The 17,394-nt window shown below is 43.8% G+C and carries 15 protein-coding genes; 6 read left to right on the top strand and 9 right to left on the bottom strand.

The window, feature by feature from the left end:
* Window positions 1–8 precede the first annotated feature (8 nt).
* Window positions 9–1,586 (bottom strand): alkyl hydroperoxide reductase subunit F, encoded by a 1,578-nt coding sequence (gene ahpF / locus ABYU67_RS07085; RefSeq protein ID WP_372844299.1) that lies wholly within the window; start codon window positions 1,584–1,586, stop codon window positions 9–11.
* A 511-nt stretch (window positions 1,587–2,097) separates the two neighbouring features.
* Here ahpF and ABYU67_RS07080 point away from each other — a divergent pair.
* On the top strand, window positions 2,098–2,346 hold the full coding sequence (locus ABYU67_RS07080) for a YdcH family protein (protein ID WP_372844298.1): 249 nt from the start codon (window positions 2,098–2,100) through the stop codon (window positions 2,344–2,346).
* 158 nt (window positions 2,347–2,504) lie between these two features.
* On the opposite strand, the gene ahpC is transcribed toward ABYU67_RS07080, so the two are convergent.
* The gene (gene ahpC / locus ABYU67_RS07075) at window positions 2,505–3,071 is read right to left on the bottom strand and encodes an alkyl hydroperoxide reductase subunit C (RefSeq protein WP_372844297.1); all 567 of its coding nucleotides are present in this window, start codon (window positions 3,069–3,071) and stop codon (window positions 2,505–2,507) included.
* A 288-nt stretch (window positions 3,072–3,359) separates the two neighbouring features.
* On the opposite strand from ahpC, the gene ABYU67_RS07070 reads away from it, so the two are divergent.
* Both ABYU67_RS07070 and ABYU67_RS07065 read left to right on the top strand, forming a co-directional pair.
* Entirely contained in the window at window positions 3,360–4,268 is a 909-nt protein-coding gene (locus tag ABYU67_RS07070; RefSeq protein WP_372844296.1) for a hydrogen peroxide-inducible genes activator, read from the top strand.
* 45 nt (window positions 4,269–4,313) lie between these two features.
* Window positions 4,314–4,991: a hypothetical protein gene (locus tag ABYU67_RS07065; RefSeq protein WP_372844295.1), complete on the top strand. Its 678-nt coding sequence runs from the start codon at window positions 4,314–4,316 to the stop codon at window positions 4,989–4,991.
* On the opposite strand, the gene ABYU67_RS07060 is transcribed toward ABYU67_RS07065, so the two are convergent.
* The 7 genes from ABYU67_RS07060 to ABYU67_RS07030 form a co-directional block, all read right to left on the bottom strand.
* Window positions 4,972–5,574, bottom strand: a complete 603-nt coding sequence (locus tag ABYU67_RS07060) for a methyltransferase domain-containing protein (protein WP_372844294.1) — start codon at window positions 5,572–5,574, stop codon at window positions 4,972–4,974. The genes ABYU67_RS07065 and ABYU67_RS07060 overlap by 20 nt on opposite strands.
* A 127-nt stretch (window positions 5,575–5,701) precedes the next feature.
* A complete protein-coding gene (locus ABYU67_RS07055; protein ID WP_372844327.1) occupies window positions 5,702–6,370 on the bottom strand; it encodes a M48 family metallopeptidase in 669 nt (222 codons plus the stop codon).
* A 2-nt stretch (window positions 6,371–6,372) separates the two neighbouring features.
* Entirely contained in the window at window positions 6,373–7,914 is a 1,542-nt protein-coding gene (locus ABYU67_RS07050; RefSeq protein ID WP_372844293.1) for a DUF1513 domain-containing protein, read from the bottom strand.
* A 3-nt stretch (window positions 7,915–7,917) separates the two neighbouring features.
* Window positions 7,918–9,060, bottom strand: coding sequence for an imelysin family protein (locus ABYU67_RS07045; protein WP_372844292.1), 1,143 nt, complete (start codon window positions 9,058–9,060; stop codon window positions 7,918–7,920).
* 95 nt (window positions 9,061–9,155) lie between these two features.
* Window positions 9,156–10,844 (bottom strand): di-heme oxidoredictase family protein, encoded by a 1,689-nt coding sequence (locus ABYU67_RS07040; protein WP_372844291.1) that lies wholly within the window; start codon window positions 10,842–10,844, stop codon window positions 9,156–9,158.
* Between the two features lie 219 nt (window positions 10,845–11,063).
* Complete coding sequence (locus tag ABYU67_RS07035) at window positions 11,064–12,512, bottom strand: imelysin family protein (protein WP_372844290.1); 1,449 nt, start codon at window positions 12,510–12,512, stop codon at window positions 11,064–11,066.
* A 305-nt stretch (window positions 12,513–12,817) separates the two neighbouring features.
* On the bottom strand, window positions 12,818–13,471 hold the full coding sequence (locus tag ABYU67_RS07030; protein WP_372844289.1) for an OmpA family protein: 654 nt from the start codon (window positions 13,469–13,471) through the stop codon (window positions 12,818–12,820).
* A gap of 315 nt (window positions 13,472–13,786) precedes the next feature.
* On the opposite strand from ABYU67_RS07030, the gene ABYU67_RS07025 reads away from it, so the two are divergent.
* The 3 genes from ABYU67_RS07025 to minC all read left to right on the top strand — a co-directional run bounded on the left by ABYU67_RS07025 (window position 13,787) and on the right by minC (window position 17,030).
* The gene (locus ABYU67_RS07025; protein WP_372844288.1) at window positions 13,787–14,770 is read left to right on the top strand and encodes an acyltransferase; all 984 of its coding nucleotides are present in this window, start codon (window positions 13,787–13,789) and stop codon (window positions 14,768–14,770) included.
* Between the two features lie 179 nt (window positions 14,771–14,949).
* Window positions 14,950–16,065 carry a hypothetical protein gene (locus tag ABYU67_RS07020; RefSeq protein ID WP_372844287.1) on the top strand — a complete coding sequence of 372 codons (1,116 nt, stop codon included), beginning with the start codon at window positions 14,950–14,952 and terminating at the stop codon, window positions 16,063–16,065.
* An 86-nt stretch (window positions 16,066–16,151) separates the two neighbouring features.
* Complete coding sequence (minC, locus tag ABYU67_RS07015; RefSeq protein WP_372844286.1) at window positions 16,152–17,030, top strand: septum site-determining protein MinC; 879 nt, start codon at window positions 16,152–16,154, stop codon at window positions 17,028–17,030.
* Window positions 17,031–17,394: the final 364 nt, after the last annotated feature.

Below are 17,394 nucleotides of genomic sequence, written 5' to 3'. Positions count from 1 at the left end.
AGACTGGCTTACTGCATTACCAAGTATTCAAACGCTGACAATGCTGCCTTACTACCTTCACCCATTGCAATATTAATCTGCTTAAATGGCACGGTGGTAACATCACCACAAGCAAAGATGCCTTTACGATCGGTATGGCAGCGCTCATCAATTTCAATCTCACCAAAGCGATTTAAATCAACAAAGCCTTTGACAAATCCAGTATTGGGTATCAAACCAATCTGCACAAATACCCCAGCAATATCTAGCTCTTTATTTTCATTGCTACTGCGATCTTGATAAACAAGAGACGAGACTTTGCCATCAGTCGCTTTGATCTCTTGGGTTGCCGCACTGGTAATGATATCGATATTTGCCTTTTCTTTGGCTTTATTAATCAATACCTGATCGGCTTTCAGATCATCAGCGAACTCAAGCACGGTCACATGCTTCACGATACCAGCAAGGTCTAATGCCGCTTCGATACCAGAGTTACCACCACCGACGACGGCGATATCTTTGCCTTTAAAGAAGGGACCATCGCAATGCGCGCAGAACGCCACACCTTTACCGATGTTTTCTTCTTCGCCTGGGACCCCAAGCTTACGCCACTGAGCACCCGTCGCTAAGATAATGCTGCGTGTCTCAAAGCTCTCGCCTGTGTTTAGATGAATGCGGTAATTTTCATCCTTTGTCTCACTGATTTCTTTAACGCTGACGTGCTCTTTGAGGGTGATGTTATATTCACGCAAATGCTTCTCAAAGTTCGCTGACAGCTCGCCGCCTGTGGTTAAAGGCACGGATATTAAGTTTTCAATATCCTGCGTATCTTTTACTTGCCCGCCGATACGGTCAGCGACCATAGTGACTTTTAAACCTTTACGAGCGGTATAAATCGCTGCGGCAACCCCCGCAGGGCCTGCGCCAATAATAGTCACATCCTGCTGCTCTAACTGCTCAGCGTCGTCGTCCGTCTCTGATAATAAGTCAGGGAACTGCTCTTGCAGCTTACCAATCAATTTTGCTGTATCGATGAGACCATTAGCAAACGGCTTGCCGTTTAAAAATACCGCTGGTACGCCTTGGATATTATTCGCTTCTACTTGTTCTTGGAATAACGCACCATCAATCATCTCGTTGCTGATGTCATCGTTTAGTAGCGCAAACTGATTCAGCGCTTGCACCACTTCTGGGCAGCTATGGCAAGAAAGCGATACGTAAGTCTGAAACTGTAGCGGCTTATTAAAACGCTTGATCAGCTTTTGAATACCGTCATCAAGTTTTAGCGTATGGCCACCAGCTTGCAAAATCGCCAAAATCAGCGAGGTAAACTCATGCCCACCAGGAATACCACTAAAAACGATACCGGTATCGGTCAATGTACCATCGACATGACTGACGACTTTAAAGCTAATCGGGCTTGGTAAGCTGTCATCCGCTACTGTACTGTCAAAATTAATCTTATCCGTCGTACCAGCGATTTTGCTCAAAAAATCAATCAACTCGGCACGCTTATTGTGCTCACCATTACCCAATACAAAGGTAATTGGGCGAGTCATATTTTCACTATAGCTTTTGACGGCATCTAATAAACTTTGATCTATCATATTTGTTCCTCATTATTATCGAATATGTAACGTCAGCTATGTCGCTGGACACTTAAATAGAGTTAGGTAGTAAGTTAAGTATCTGATTTAGAAAGCTATAAACACTCTACTTATCACCTTTAATACGTCTATTATCAAGGCTTTGGTCGTTTTGAGCAAGCCGATAAACTCAAACCTTATGTTTAATAAAACCAATCATAATTGGTAATTAAAATTTAATTATAAAACTACCGTTAAAAGAAAATCATGGACAGTCGTGGTATCGGCTAAATTTTTCCGCTACAATCAAGTAAGGCTGATAGGAATTGTTCCTATTTGTCAGATTGCAGATCGGCTTTCTCACAGGTTCATTGAAAAGGCTTTCTGCTGCTATTAAGCCTCATATTGTGTTAAATATCGTTTTGGCTTAATAGAAATCAAGTCTCAAAATCATAGCAATTCATCACAGTACTTTTAACGACAATGCGCGGATGCTTATTCTAAGCTTGCGCTACATAACAAGGATGACAACATGAGAAAGACTGATACATGGCAAGACAACAGAGATATTATTGCTGAGCTGAAGCTAAAAGACAGCCACTTTGCGAGCCTTTTTGATGAGCATACCCAGCTTGATCAGCAAATCAATCAGCTTGATAAAGATATGGTCACGCACGCTAGCCGTGAAGAAGAAATTGAACAGATGAAACGGCATAAACTGCATCTAAAGGATGAGATTTATAAAATAATCGATAAAAATAAATTAGGATCTCATGCCTAGAGTACGGCTATTATAGATGGTCAGGTACCGTAGGAAATTATAAGACTCACATAATAAAAGCCCCCTTTTACCTAAGTTAAAGGGGGCTTTTTATACTTTGCGTAGCATGATAAATAAGCAAATACTACCTTTTATCTTGCTCTCTAAGCAATTATTGCTTAGATTTTACCTACTAGGTCAAGACTTGGTTTTAATGTCTCGCTACCTTGTTCCCAAGCTGCTGGGCAAACTTCGCCGTCGTTTTCACGAACGTACTGGGCTGCTTTTACTTTACGTAGCATATCTTTTGCACTACGGCCGATACCGCCTGCATGAATCTCAGCAACTTGAATCAAGCCATCAGGATCCACTAAGAACGTACCGCGCTCAGCAAGACCAGCTTCTTCAATCATAACGTTAAAGCCACGAGTGATACGGCCAGTAGGATCGCCGATCATTGGGTAAGTTACTTTACCGATAGCTTCTGAAGAGTCATGCCATGCTTTATGAGTGAAATGCGTATCGGTTGATACTGAGTACACTTCCACGCCTAAGCCTTTTAGCTCTTCATAATGAGCGGCCATGTCTTCAAGCTCAGTTGGGCAAACAAAGGTAAAGTCGGCTGGGTAAAATAGGAAAATCGCCCAGCTGCCTTTTACGTCTTCTGAGGTGATGGTTTTAAATTCACCATTAACAAACGCATCTGCTGAAAATTCTGGGATTTCTTGATTAATAATAGACGCCATGATTGGCTCCTTTTTTGTTTAAGTAACTTTGTTTAAGTAACATTGAGTGGATTGAAATTTATTGATATATTTTTTACTAACCCTTTTACTATCTGGGCTACCTGACAAACTATACGCGAATTCTATCGTTAATCCAGTTAAAAGTTTTTAATGTGATGTTTTGTTTTATTAAACTTGTTAAACTATTCTCTCTGCTTTTTATATCTATACAGCAGTGAGCATTGATAGTGTACACAAGATAAATAAGTAAAACAAATGGCACGAAAAACTTATTATTAGAGAGGTTTTATGATTACTTTACGCCAACTTGAGTTCGCCTTAGCGGTCGCCAAACATCGTCACTTCAAACGCGCAGCGGAAGACTGTAATATCTCACAATCGGCGCTGAGCTTGGGTATTGCCGAGTTAGAGAAGCAGCTAGATACGCAGATTTTTGAGCGTAATAATAAGCAAGTATTGATTACCCCTATTGGTGAGGATATCTTAACGCGAGCGCAGCGGGTATTTTCTGAGGTCAATGATTTGACCACGCGCGCCCATAGCCATCAGTCGCCGCTGGCATATCCGATGACCGTCGGTATCATTCCAACGATTGCCCCTTATTTGCTGCCAAAAGTGTTGCCTGCCCTACGTGAGCATTATCCAGAGTTTCGTATGACCATCGTCGAGCAGCAAACCGAGCGTTTGCTTGAGCAAGTGCGTTACGGTCATATTGATACCGCCATTATTGCGCTGCCTTATGCAGTTGATGGTTTGCACAGCTTTGAGTTTTGGCATGAGGATTTTTTTGCTGTCTTTCCAAAAGATGATGTCCATGCCAAGCTTAAAACCATCAATGCTGATGAGCTGGCAACGGCCAATCTGATGCTATTAGGCGAAGGGCATTGTTTAACCGATCAAACCCTGACCGTCTGTCATTTCGACCGCGCACAGATGAAATCGAGTTTTTCTGACGCCAGCTTAAATACTCTTATTCAAATGGCACTTGCCAATATGGGGACGACATTAGTACCGGAGATGGCGCTTGACCAGCTGCATCTGCAAAATCAAAATGCCGTCGCGGTGCCACTAGCTGAGGAAGGTCCGCATCGTCATATCGCCTTTGTGACCCGTCTGAATTATGCCCGTGTCGATGATGTCAACTTACTTGGACAAGTGTTTAAGCAAGCCTTTGAAGATGCGGCTAATAAAAAATAAATCGATCGTTTTAAATCACAGGCAGTCATTAAATAAAGGTGAGCGATGGACGGCTTGTCACAAATAGAAACTGAGCTTAGGGCGTTTTTTGCGCAGCATCTATTCGCAATGAGCAGCCATATCACGCCAGCGAAAGTTCATGCGCTTTGGCAGGGTATCGCCGTGCGCTATAACGAGCCGCAGCGTGCTTATCATAGCTTGCAGCATATTCAGCAGTTATTTGCGCAGTTTGAACAGATTAAGCATCAGTTAAATGAGCTGCCTATTATTGCATTGGCACTCTTCTATCATGACGTGATATATGAGCCGACGCGCTCAGATAATGAGCTAAAAAGTGCAGAACATGCCGCCTTATCCTTAAGCCCTTATCTGACTGCCGAACAATGCCAACATATCTATGCGCTAATTATGATGACAGCTAGCCATCAAATTGCCGACATTGATGACGGGTTAAGTAAGGCTAAAAAAAGCGATGCCGCCTACTTACTGGATATGGATTTGAGTATTTTAGGGGCATCTTGGTCTGAATATAAGCAGTACGCACAAGCTGTCCGCCAAGAATATATGCATATCTCAAGCGTAGATTATCGCGTTGGACGCATAGCCGTACTAAAAGAGTTACTGGCGTATCCTACGCTTTATCTGACGGATTATTACTATGCGCGGTTAGAAGAACAAGCTCGAGAAAACATCGAACGTGAAATTATTTCGCTCGCATCTTAATGAACAACTCACTGCCCTGCCGTGCAGGATGCGAGTTATAGCTTCGCTCCATGATTTCAATATCAAAATAACGCTCAAAACGCTGCTGATATTCAGCTTTTGTGCCGCCAAATGGTGGCTCATCTCGTCCAAAGTCTTTATCAAATAACAAACCTACCAGCTTACCATTTGGTTTCAATAATGCTGCCATCTGCGCTACATACTCATCACGGCGCGCAGGATTTATCGCACAAAAAAACGTCTGCTCAAGTACCCAATCGAACTGATATTGCGCAGCTGATAACTCAAAAAAGTCGGCACAGATTAAATGCTCCGCCGGAAAATCAGGATAACGCTCCGCAAACGCTGCAATCGGCGCAGGGGCAAAATCAACCAAGGTGACATTGGTAAAGCCTTGTTCATGCAGATAGCCTACCTCGTAAGCATTACCCGCACCCGGCACTAAGACAGCCTGACTTTTAGCAGCTTCAGGCAATTGATCAATATAAGCTTTGAGCGGCGGTGACACCTGTCCCATATCCCAGCCGATGCTATCCTGCTCATAACGCTGCTGCCAAAAATCCGCTTGATTGACGTGTTCCATATGACATTCCTGTAAACAAATCTTATTATTTAAACGACACGATTTGTCTCGTTTAAATCTATCATAGCAGGCTTATTAAAACCGTTCATGGTTTTTATATAGCGTGTTGATATTTTAGCAAAATGACTTAATCTAACTGTCCTGTCTTTCCTGCTAACATATTATGCCAATGCTGATAATCAGACATCGCGGTCGCCACCGCTTGCCAGAATGCAGCACTATGATTGGCATGATGCAGATGACACAGCTCATGAACGATGACATATTCAGTGCATTCAATCGGATAAGCAGGCAGATAGACGGATAGCCAAATTCGCCGTGCGCGCGTATTACAACTGCCCCAGCGCGTATGCATTTTTTTTAGTCGTACCTCATTGGCTGTCACACCGACAATCGGTTGCCACTTTACAAATAGCGCAGGCATGGCTTTAGAGAGCTGTTTCCGATAATAGGCAAGTTTTTCATCATGGTTTAAGGTGAACGGCTGCTCTACGCCCCATAGTAGCAGTGCGCTATCGGCAGTTGCAGACTCATTCAAAGGTAGTTGTTGGCGTTTAGACTGCTCTAATACTTGGCCGTGGTTAGCAATTGCCCATGCTACACGCTTCGCCACTGCCTGCGCAGCGTGTGCTGGGCTAATAAAAAACGGCACAGATACCAGTAATTGATATGGTTTTAAGCGAAAGTTGATATTCTTAACCCGCTTTTTGCTGATATGTAATTCAATATCCGCTTGTGCCAAACGCTGTATCGATTGTTCCAATAAAGGCGACTGGTATACTGGCGGCACATTCATGCTCACAGCGCTTGCAGATGGTTATCAAACGACATCATATGACATCTGCTGTCTTTAAGAATAGGCTCACCTTCATCTACAGCATCCCGCTCTGTCGTTGCCAAGCTATCAACGTATAATGCCGTTAACTGACCTTGGCCATCACTAACAATAAATCCTGAGCGCTCATTATAGCCGTCTGCTTTATTAGCATCTTGATTAAACAACACCGCTGCTCCTGCACAATCTGGCAGGCTAACCTCATCTATCAATCTACGAGTATCTAAGTCATAAAGCGCCGCACAACCGCCAATCGGTGTGGTCACGCATAGCAAATTATGCGCACTATCAACTGCGACACTGGCGATATATTGATGGAAGCGCTGCCATTGATCATTGGGCATAATAAGGGGGTTAAACTCACTATCACCGCGCTTATGTGTCAATACTAACGGCACATTGATATGCTTCTCACCTTGAAACTGAATACCTATCATCACTGTTCCATCGTCATGCATGGCTAAGTGACGTACGCTCATTTGATTGTGCTCAGGCATAATCTGCTCAAGCAGCGCGCCAGTATGACGATTCAGGTAAGCCAATGATGGCTGCATACTCTCTAGATTGAGCTCTTCTCGCGACGCTTGCTCAGTTTTGATACCACCATTAGCAATCACTAACGTCTCGCCATCAGGATGCATAACCAACTCATGCGGGCCGATACCATGCGAGTCATACTCTACTATTTTTTTATAACTATCATAAGCATCATAGATACCGATTTTACCATCCAAACTTAGGGTGTCATTTTCGGTCACATACAGCAGCTTACCATCTACGCTATAGCAAGCATGCCCATAAAAATGCCGATGAGTGGATGCTTTGATAGCAAACTTTACGTGTCCGGTTGCCGTGTCTAATACCCAAAACTTTTCGCTCGGACGCCGTCCCATTACCACGACATCACGATTTTGGTCATACTTATGGTTAGCAGATGAGTTTTGCGCAGCAAAAACAGGCTGAACCACAATATCGTGGACGCGTTCAGGCATGGTGGTTTGCCAAACGATTTGTCTATCAGCATCGATACCGACCACACCAAAATCGTTTTCATCGTTCTCAGTTATTAATGAGCGATTTTTTGGCATAGAGGCAACACCGCTTACCCAACAAACAGGGCGCGGCAATATGGTGGTGCTATGTAGCGCGCTAAAATCAGTTACACTATGATGATTGGCCTTATGCTTGCCCTCTATCGGTAACCGATAAGCCTGTTGCCATGCTACTGCTGCTTGCTGATAAGCATGACGAAACTGCACAAGCTTGCGTTTTGGTGTGACAGTTAACGACTGCAACTGCGAGCTTATGCCTACGACATAATCTTGCAAGCTAGCATCAGCGTCACGCTGCTTGCGATAACGATGATGGATACCCACAAGCGCTGCTGTACCCATGACAGCAGACAACATGGTCAATACGGATGTTACTAGCAGCTCATGATTAAGCGGCTTATTTTCTGGCTGCTGTTGTGATTTATCTGCGGTCTTCGCATCGATAGAGTGCATTTTTTAATCGCCATCAGTACTGTTAAAACCCACACGGATACCCAGCGTCGGAATCAATTGGCGCTTAATGATGCCTGTGATAGTCGTGAGGTGATCATACAGCTCTTGTTGATCTGCTTTATCAGCAGCCCCTAAATCCTCTGGCATTTGTGCCAACAGTGCGGTCGCATCAGCAAGCGCAGTCGATAAGTCATTCGCCACCGCGTTTTCATTGTTGCTGCCCAAAATAGCGGTTAAGACAGGATCGGTTAGCGCCTTATTTAATGTGGCCAATTTAGCATTGATAATCGCGCGGCTTTGCTCTGCGGTCGCAGCTGGCAAGTGACCTTTCGCTTTTCCTGTCAAGCCTAATGGTTGATCGATGGCATTAGACTTCATGGTCTCAACCAGTGAGAGTAAAGAATTAAACCATTGATTCAGCCCTTTATCGCTGTCAGCGGTTTTATCAATGGCCAATAGATTGGTGGCATTTTGCTGCCAGTTTTTCTCAATATCTTTTAGGCGCGTGCTTAATGCACTACTTGCGCTCATCACATAAGCACATTGCCCAGCATCCAAGCTGTCATTGGCATATAACGCTTCTTCTAATCCTGGTATACCTTGGACAATAGCGCTTTCGTTAGCCAATTGCTCGGCGGTGAGCTTAGGATTGGCAGCGATTAAATCGGCAACGCCGCCGTGTACCAATCCGCGCTCATCGGGATAGTAGTTGATGTATAAATTACTCATGCTGGCGGTCGCTGGACCGAAATTAATAATCTCAGCGCCTGCCCATGCTTGCGCGAGCACCAGCCATTGGTCGCGCAATGCTTGCAGCTCATCACCGCTGACTGGTGCTTGCTGACAATGCTTTTGTGCCAAATCATGCAATATGTCACTCTGTTTTGCAGCATCTGCATAAGCTGGGATAACGACGTCATTTGCCACATGGGTCAGATAGGTCTTTTCGGTATCAGGACTAATATCAACAGCGGTAATCTTATCTGCACTACTCTTTTTTTCTGCAGCAGTAGAAGTGGCACCTTCTTGTGTAACTTGGCTATCTACTTCTGGTGCTTGATTGTCATCAGCGGGTTTGACACAGCTGATAAGGATGCCTGCACTTAGTGCTGATAATGCCATTGCAAGCGCATGGTTTATTTTCATAAATTTCTCGGTATGTATAGGACTATGGATATAAAATAATGATTTGAATCTGTCTATCTAAGGACTGATGGCTTTTAAAGCGCATAGCCTAATTTTTATAATGACTGTAAGAACGCATTTAGTTCACTGCGCCCTTGTTTGTCTAATGTTAATACCTTTTGTTTTTGCTTTTTTGCTTCGCCGCCATGCCATAGCACCGCTTCCATCAGCGTACGCGCGCGACCATCATGCAAAAACGTCGCTTGTGGATCAACCGTTTGCGCAAGACCAATGCCCCATAAAGCAGGCGTACGCCATTCATAAGAATTGGCTAAAAACTCAACTTGTAAGTCTTTAGACGGCAGCTTACCAGCGATAGTACGATCAGCAAGGTCATCACCCATATCATGTAACAATAAATCGGTATAGGGATAAATCACTTGCCCATGCTGCTCAAGATGGTCGTCGTCGGTTTTTGGCAGCTGATATCTTGGTGTATGACAGCTCTGACAACCCATATCATAAAAGCGTTTTTTGCCTGCTAGTACTAGCTGATCGTCAGCATTACGGCGATGCGGAACCGCTAAATTACGCGTATAAAACTCCACAAACTTAGCCACCTCATCATTGACTTCGACGGGCGGCTTGCCATTACCTTGTTCATCAGCACCCGTTGCTGCATTTATACAAGCCGTCTGCGTTGGCATGCAGGATTCGTGCGGACGGATATTGGAGGTCAGCCCCATATCCTCATTAAAAGCACTTTGGTTTTGAGTAATAAGCTTGGTCTGCCCAGCTTTCCAACCAAAGCGGCCAAGGGCATGCTTGCCAGTCTGTGGATCCATAACCCAGTTAAAGGTACCGCTAATATCGCTATTAGCGTTATTTGTTTTTATCGCTTGTCTTTTAATCGCTTCGTCTGGGATTTGTTCAAGTAGCCCAAGCCCAATCATAGGTAAGGCGATACGCGGCGACACCATCAGCTCATCATCAAAGGCACCATAACCTGGATTGGTTAAAGTAAAAGTCGGTGCTCGTAACGTCTCAACATGACCATCAGTAAAGGTGACAGGTTTATCAGTCCACTGGACAGCAATGCGCGCCTCGGCAGGCACACCTTGAATACCTCGGTCCTGCAATTGACCACCATACATAGGATGCACGATTTTCTCAATCAAGGAGTTTGCTAATTTTTGCCGCTGCTCTTCGGTGGTAGCAGGCATCGCAAGGCGGATAAGCAAGCTATCGGCATCGTCATCACTACTCATCGGTGCATGACCGCGACCGTCTTTGATATGGCATGACTGACAGGCAGCAACGTTGAACAGCGCACCAAGCCCATCACGGCTGTCGGTACTGGCAGGAGCAATCACCCATGGCTGCTTAAAAAATGCATTACCTATAAAGAATGAGCCTTTACGCGATGCGGTAATGTTTGAAGAAGGCTTAGAATAGCTCTCACTGCTGGTAATACTGATTCCAGTGTCACCGCCTTGTTTGACCTCTTGCGGATCAAAGCTTGCCAACTGCTGTATAGGCACACCTGCCAATGCCTCTATCGTCTGAACGCGCTGAGGCGTCAATACTGCTGATTGCTCGCTATCTTTATCGGCTGCATTGGCTTTGGCTACACTGTCATCCGTGTTTTCAACTGGTTGACAAGCACTGAGTGACAAGGCACCCATTAATGTCAGTGATACTGTGAATGGCACCGACATGCCAGCAGATGCAGTTGTAAACCGTGAGCTAAAAGAGGAATAAAAGACGCAGAGTGGCTTACTAGTAAGACCTTTTTTGACGTGCATAGAGTACCTTAGTTCTGGTATAGAACCATTAAAATCGCATGCTATAAATTTTTTATTGCTAGTCGATAAGTGGCATGAGCACATTGCCTTATCTGGCTATTTTAATACGCTATGAAAAAACACGTTGCCAAGCAAAATTGACAACGTGTTTATTATACCTACATTATTTTCTCATGAAAATAATTCTCATTCACTGATAGCGACTCATCAGGCATTAAGTTAAAACTGTGAACCTGCATCGGCATCTAAATTGTCGATACCAACCGCTTTTGCCGCATTTTCAATACCCGCTGTCAGCTCTTGCAGACTTGTGATACTGTTTTCAATCCAGCCGCGACGCTTGTTTTGTTCTTCAGCTGTCAAGCCCTGCTTGATACCTTGACCGACGGTTGCAATCATTTGATCAACTTTGATATTTTCTTTTTCGCCTTTTTCAACGATGACATTAAATGCCGCTTCTACCTTTGCAAAATCAGCCACAAGCTTATCTGCCGCTTCAGTGTTGCCAGTATCAATAAGATAGTTTTTGAGTCCGTAACCACCTACTGTTTTACCGGCGACTGTTTTATAGCTGCCATTAAAGACATTTTGGATGCCGCGCGCGTTATTAGCATAGCTTAAATGTGTCAAATCACTAAAGCACTCATGCTCATCTTCCGTAGAGCCGGTGACAAACGCCACTTGTATGCGCTCAGAGGCAAGCTCACCAAGTGCTAAGCTGCCCATCTGATACATGATTTGGCGCAGACTATTGCTGTCTTTACGTGCCATCATATCACTACGCAAAGTGTTTTCACTCTCAGGCTGCCACTGCGCCTCCATCGCTGCTAAATCATCAACCAGTAGCTGAGTGGCTGCTTTTAAGTACTGACCGCGGCGCTCACAGATACTCGCATCAGGGTTAACACTGTCGCCACTGGTACATTGACCGTCAGTCGTCAGGTAATCACTGAATGGACGATTGCCAGCACCCTCAGCGACGCCATTGGTATCTTGACCCCATAATAGGAACTCGATGGCATGATAGCCTGTGGTCACATTGGCTTCACTACCACCAATCTCACTCATCTCAGCCAGTAGCTCAGGCGTGATAGTAGAGGTATCTTGCTTTATACTACCAACAGCGATGCTATCGCTATTGATGATATTGTCTTTACTGTTGTACTCGCCTTCATAGTCAGCGCTGACATAGTCAATCAAGGCTTCGTCTAAAGGCCAAGCATTTACCTGCCCCTCCCAGCTGTCTGTGCTGGCAATTTTACGCTGCTCATTGGCGGTAACAAAACCTTCATCAAATCTAAATACCTCAGTCTGCGAGTATGGCTGGCGCGCGGCTTTATAGGCAGCTTTTGCAGCATCCAAATTGGCTTGAGTTGGGGTTTCTACATAAGTATTGACTGCAGTCTGTAAAATTTTTGCTGTCTCTAGCGAATCTTTATAAGCGGCATGTGCCATATCCGCATAGCTAATCAGCAAGCGATCCATATGAGCCTGATCAGCAGCTGATGAGATTTTGCTGTCTGTTTTTTCTGTGGTTGCAGCGGCGGTATCGGCAGTCGCCTTGTCCTCAGACGGTTTGCTACAGCCTGACACCATTAATATTCCTGCCAGTGCAGCAGCTAAAGTAGTTGGTAATATTTTACGGCTTGTCACTGTCGTGATATTCATAGGTGTCCTTGATAGGCTACAACGAAATAAAGAAGAGATAAGATTAACCTTTTATAGTGATACGTACTCAGAATAGGCAAAACCTGCACTGTATAAATATCGAAATAGGTTAATGATAGAGATCAGCAATGATGAATTTGCCAGTAAAAACTGGAAAAAACAGCTATTTGCAAAATAAAAGTATGGGAATTATAAAGTTATTGATAACTATTATCAAATATAATTTTTTGATGAAGACCAGCATTTAAACCAAAAAAAGGCCAGCTTTACGCTGGCCTTTTTTTATATTAACGAACTTTTTAGAATTAACGAACGCTTTGCGGTGCGTTAACAGTTAGCTCAACACGGCGGTTTTGCTGACGACCAAATTCACTGCCATTATCAGCAACAGGGCGTGACTCACCGTAAGCAACCACACTGATACGGTTAGACGCTACGCCACGTGCACTTAAGTAGTTCGCGACTGCATAAGCACGGTCACGTGATAACTTCATGTTATAAGCATCAGATCCCTTGCTATCAGTATGACCTGCGATAGTGATAGTGTTTTGGTTATACTCATTCATCGTCGAAGCAAGTTTATCAAGCGTTGGTTTGAATGAGTTACTAAGCGTTGCATCATCAAATGAGAAAGTGATGCTTCCTGGCATAACCAGATCAATGTTACCATTAGCGTTTGGCTTAACTGTTACGCCAGTACCTGCCATTTGCTGTTCAAGCTGACGAGCTTGACGCTCCATGTAGTAACCAACGCCTGCACCTAGTGCCGCACCAATAGCAGCATCACGACCCGTTTTATCACCGCCAGTTGCTTTTGAGATAGTCGCGCCACCTGCCGCACCAGCTAGAGCACCAATAGCAGATTTATTCAGACGTTGTTGACCCGTGCTAGGATCAGTCACACAGCCAGTAAGAGCCAAACCTGAAGCGATTGCTGCAACCATTAATGTATTACGCATAATATGTCCTCTTAAGTTGAAAAATAATTTTGCTTTTATAAAACCCGCTAATGACGAATAAGCCATTAACTATATTGTTTGGGTGTTTATCGACACTAAAAGTATTATGGCAATCTCATTCTAATGTCTGTGTAATATTTTGTCACATCTATGTACAAGAAGTGCATAAGCGTCTGTAAAGGTGCTACTGCCCGCTTTGGCATTTGCTATCACAAGTCACGTTTACAGCCGTACACTCTATTTTTTTCTGCTAAAATCATCCAAAACTTATTCATCTGCTGATGACATTGATATATTGATATAAAGGGATCGGTTATGAGCCTGAACGCTACCATGCAAAAACTACATAAACGCGCGCCTACGTTAGGTAAAGCGGTGTCGCTCGCCACAGCAACAGGTGTCATTGCTGCCAATAGCTTCGGTGGTAGCATTCCATTATGGCTAATGGGCGTAGGCAAAATCATTACAGGCGCGCCTATTGCAGATAAGACTGTGATTAAAATTACCAATCACTGGATCAGTAGTAACAATACCTTAATAAACAATCTGTTACCACGAAAAGATTGGCGAATCTCTTTACCTGATGATGTGCATATAGATGGCAAATATCTACTGGTTAGCAACCATCAATCTTGGGTTGATACCAGTATTGTGCAATATATTAGCGAAAAACGCTTACCATTGACGCGATTTTTCACAAAGTTTGAGCTGATTTATATCCCTATTGTGGGTCAAGCTTTTTACTTTTTAGACTTCCCTATGATGCGTCGCCATTCTAAAGAAGCGGTCGCTAAAAACCCTGCGCTTAAAGGTAAAGATATCGAAGAAGCCAAGCGTGCGTGTGCGTTGTTGAAAAATAAACCTTTTACGCTATTGAATTATCTAGAGGGCACGCGCTTTACTCAAATTAAGCATGATAAGCAAAACTCGCCCTACACCCATCTGCTAAAACCACGTGCCGGTGGCTTATCACTGGCGATTAGCGCCCTAGGTGAAGAGATTGATGGTATTTTAGACATGACCATCGTCTATCCTGATGGGGTGCCGACCTATGGGGATTTATGGAAAGGCAATATCAAGCGTCTGGGTGTGGATGTACGCTATCTTGAGATGCCGGATGATTTATTTACTGCTATCAAAAATGGTGGCTATGAAAATAATGACGCTATCAAAGCAGAGATGTTTGATTGGGTAGAAAAAATCTGGCAACAAAAAGATCAGCGTATCAGCATGATGTTGTCGGACTTTGAGAGTAACCCTGAGCTTGATGATCCTAAGGCTGATAATCTAAGCAATTAACATGACAGGATTGCTTTAAAAAGATAAATGGCAAAATACCAAATTATAATGGTTGATGGCTTGTTTTTTGGCATTATTCATTGATAATGTGAATGACTGTTAGCAAGCTTTGTTATTTGGTCATGATTGGTGTGACAGCCCTCATGACTACTGCCATTTATTATTTATAAGGACTGACTGTGCCAGCCTCTTCTCCTACTCGCCCGCCCATAGAGTCAACGTCCACGCTCAATCAGTCCTTAACCGGGTCAGAACGACCCACAGAATTACCAGAGCCTCCACCTTTAACACCCAATCGTCCCAAGCCAAATCGTTTAAAGCTTACCTATGATATCGTGATGATTATCGCCATCAGTATTGATTTATTGCTTATCAGTACTGATGCTATTTTGATGAGTACGTTTAGTAGCGACGCGGCAAATTGGCTTGGCATCTCCAACCAGCTGATCTGGTATCAAAGTCACCTTCATGACTCCTTACGTACCATGGGCGGCTTTTTTACCTTGTTTTTGATTGTAGAGCTGCTGCTACGTTGGGCGGTTGCCATCAAAGAAAAAATCTATTACCGCTGGTTCTTTTTTCCTTTTGTACATTGGTACGAGGTACTAGGCTGTTTCCCGCAGCTGCGTGCGCTGCGATTATTTCGCGTTGTTATTATTGGACGACGTCTCTATCAGCTGGGTTATCAAGTATTGCCGCAGCCATGGATCAATAGAATCAATTTCTATATCGATGTGGTATTAGAGGAGTTGTCTGACCGCGTTATTTTAACGACCACTCAGACCTTTCGGCAGGAGCTTACCGATCCTAAAAGGCAAAAGTCGTTTATCGACTCTACTATCTCGCGTAATCGTGACGAGATTGAAGCCGCCGTACTCTCCTTATTACGTAAAGAGATGGCACCAAAGCTGCAAGCGCTAACTGAGTCAGCAGGTGGCGGCGCGATCATCGCAAGTGAAGTGGGCAATGCAATCCAAGATGGACTTGCCAATACGCCAGAATTGCGCCGCTATCTGCGTATGATACCTATTGCGGGCAGCTTGATTGAATCACAATTACAACATGTGGGTCATAATATTGGCGAAAATGTGGTTTATGCGCTTAACGAGCGCCTCCTTGATGCCGAACGCCTTGATGCCTTGATGGTCGCTATCGCCAGTGGTATCGCTCAGATCGATACTGACAATCCGGCTTTGGACCATCTCATTGCTAGTATTATCGATGATGGTCTGACAGAATTTGAAGCTCAAATAAAAGTACAACAGTGGAAGCATCAAGACTTGCTTAAATTGTAAAATTTTTAAACCTTTAACATAGTGACTTGATAAGAAAAATATCACCACGAATACCGCATTACGATTACCTTTTGAGGATGTAGATTATGACCATTGCAGACAATGACACCCATGCCACTGCCGCATCAACCACGCCTGCATTAGCATTTTTTGGCAAGATGCTGACCTTCTCACGGGTGCAGTTTAGCACCAATGATTTTACAGCCATTGCAAGCCAGCTTGAAACCACATTGAGCAATAAGGACAGTCATATCCCTGTCCTTATCGACAGTGAGGTTGAGCAAGATTTATCAGCATTGATAGAGCTACTTTGGTCTTGGGGTTTGCAGCCGATTGGCGTGGTGACAGGTTTGCTAGACGAGCAAGCCCGTAAGCTGCGCTTGGCGATATTTCCAGCAGATGGCAAACGTATCGAACGCATTTTACCGAGTAAAAAAGCAGTCACGCAGTTAAGCCAAGTTAATGCCCCTACAACGGGTGCTACTGACAATAGCGAGTCTCAAGCGGATAACGCCTCTGACCATCAAGCGGTGCAAGCTGGCAGCGGTAATGAAGCGGATACATCTGTTGCAACCGCAGAGACCCTTATCAGTGCTGAGCATATTACCAGTCTTATCTATGATCAAATGCTGCGCTCGGGTCAAAGCCTCAATCATGTCGGTGGCGATTTGATCTTGACCAATAGCGTCAATAGCGGTGCTGAAGCCATCACGGATAATAACTTGCACGTCTATGGCCGTGCTCAAGGTCGCTTGGTCGCAGGCGCGACAGGCGATAAAGACGCCCGCATTTTTTGCCAAGTCTTTAACCCCTCACTGGTGTCAGTCGCTGGCACCTACTGTCTACGTGACAATCTACCTGAGCATGTGATTGATAAAGCAGTTGAAGTGCGGTTTTTAGAAGGTCAAGGTTTGGTATTTACGATCATTGACGAATCGCAAATCAATAAGAGTGTTAAATCGTAGTTATTTATATAAGCCCTTTTTATGCATTTATATACGTACTTTTTAAATACGTATTTTTGCGTTTAAAGAGTATCTATAGCAAAACCTGTTTTAATTAATATTGTAGTAAGTTTATTTAACAAAACTGCGCTATGATGAATTTTTAGCTCTGCCACTATTTACTATGCCTGCGACCTTGTATATGAGTTAAGTAATCGCTTAATTTTATATCTTAGCCGTTTGTATGCTTTAATAGAGACTTGCTATAAGTTCTACTAGATTTATGCTAGGCTTACGCTCGCAGAGAGTATATATACAGCGTATGAATGCCCAGAAAACATCATGTTTTATATAAAATATATATGCTGCTTTATATAATAAATAT

It is taken from the genome of Psychrobacter sp. (genome assembly GCF_041554015.1).
Classification (GTDB): Bacteria; Pseudomonadota; Gammaproteobacteria; order Pseudomonadales; family Moraxellaceae; genus Psychrobacter.
The sequence above is the reverse complement of the archived record's forward strand: the minus strand, read 5'-3'. Positions and strand labels throughout refer to the sequence as shown.

Excerpts from the sequence above, each read along its gene's own strand:
- ahpF (WP_372844299.1), bottom strand. The coding sequence starts at position 1,586 with ATGATAGATCAAAGTTTATTAGATGCCGTCAAAAGCTATAGTGAAAAT.
- ABYU67_RS07080 (WP_372844298.1), top strand. The coding sequence starts at position 2,098 with ATGAGAAAGACTGATACATGGCAAGACAACAGAGATATTATTGCTGAG.
- ahpC (WP_372844297.1), bottom strand. The coding sequence starts at position 3,071 with ATGGCGTCTATTATTAATCAAGAAATCCCAGAATTTTCAGCAGATGCG.
- ABYU67_RS07070 (WP_372844296.1), top strand. The coding sequence starts at position 3,360 with ATGATTACTTTACGCCAACTTGAGTTCGCCTTAGCGGTCGCCAAACAT.
- ABYU67_RS07065 (WP_372844295.1), top strand. The coding sequence starts at position 4,314 with ATGGACGGCTTGTCACAAATAGAAACTGAGCTTAGGGCGTTTTTTGCG.
- ABYU67_RS07060 (WP_372844294.1), bottom strand. The coding sequence starts at position 5,574 with ATGGAACACGTCAATCAAGCGGATTTTTGGCAGCAGCGTTATGAGCAG.
- ABYU67_RS07055 (WP_372844327.1), bottom strand. The coding sequence starts at position 6,370 with ATGAATGTGCCGCCAGTATACCAGTCGCCTTTATTGGAACAATCGATA.
- ABYU67_RS07050 (WP_372844293.1), bottom strand. The coding sequence starts at position 7,914 with ATGCACTCTATCGATGCGAAGACCGCAGATAAATCACAACAGCAGCCA.
- ABYU67_RS07045 (WP_372844292.1), bottom strand. The coding sequence starts at position 9,060 with ATGAAAATAAACCATGCGCTTGCAATGGCATTATCAGCACTAAGTGCA.
- ABYU67_RS07040 (WP_372844291.1), bottom strand. The coding sequence starts at position 10,844 with ATGCACGTCAAAAAAGGTCTTACTAGTAAGCCACTCTGCGTCTTTTAT.
- ABYU67_RS07035 (WP_372844290.1), bottom strand. The coding sequence starts at position 12,512 with ATGAATATCACGACAGTGACAAGCCGTAAAATATTACCAACTACTTTA.
- ABYU67_RS07030 (WP_372844289.1), bottom strand. The coding sequence starts at position 13,471 with ATGCGTAATACATTAATGGTTGCAGCAATCGCTTCAGGTTTGGCTCTT.
- ABYU67_RS07025 (WP_372844288.1), top strand. The coding sequence starts at position 13,787 with ATGAGCCTGAACGCTACCATGCAAAAACTACATAAACGCGCGCCTACG.
- minC (WP_372844286.1), top strand. The coding sequence starts at position 16,152 with ATGACCATTGCAGACAATGACACCCATGCCACTGCCGCATCAACCACG.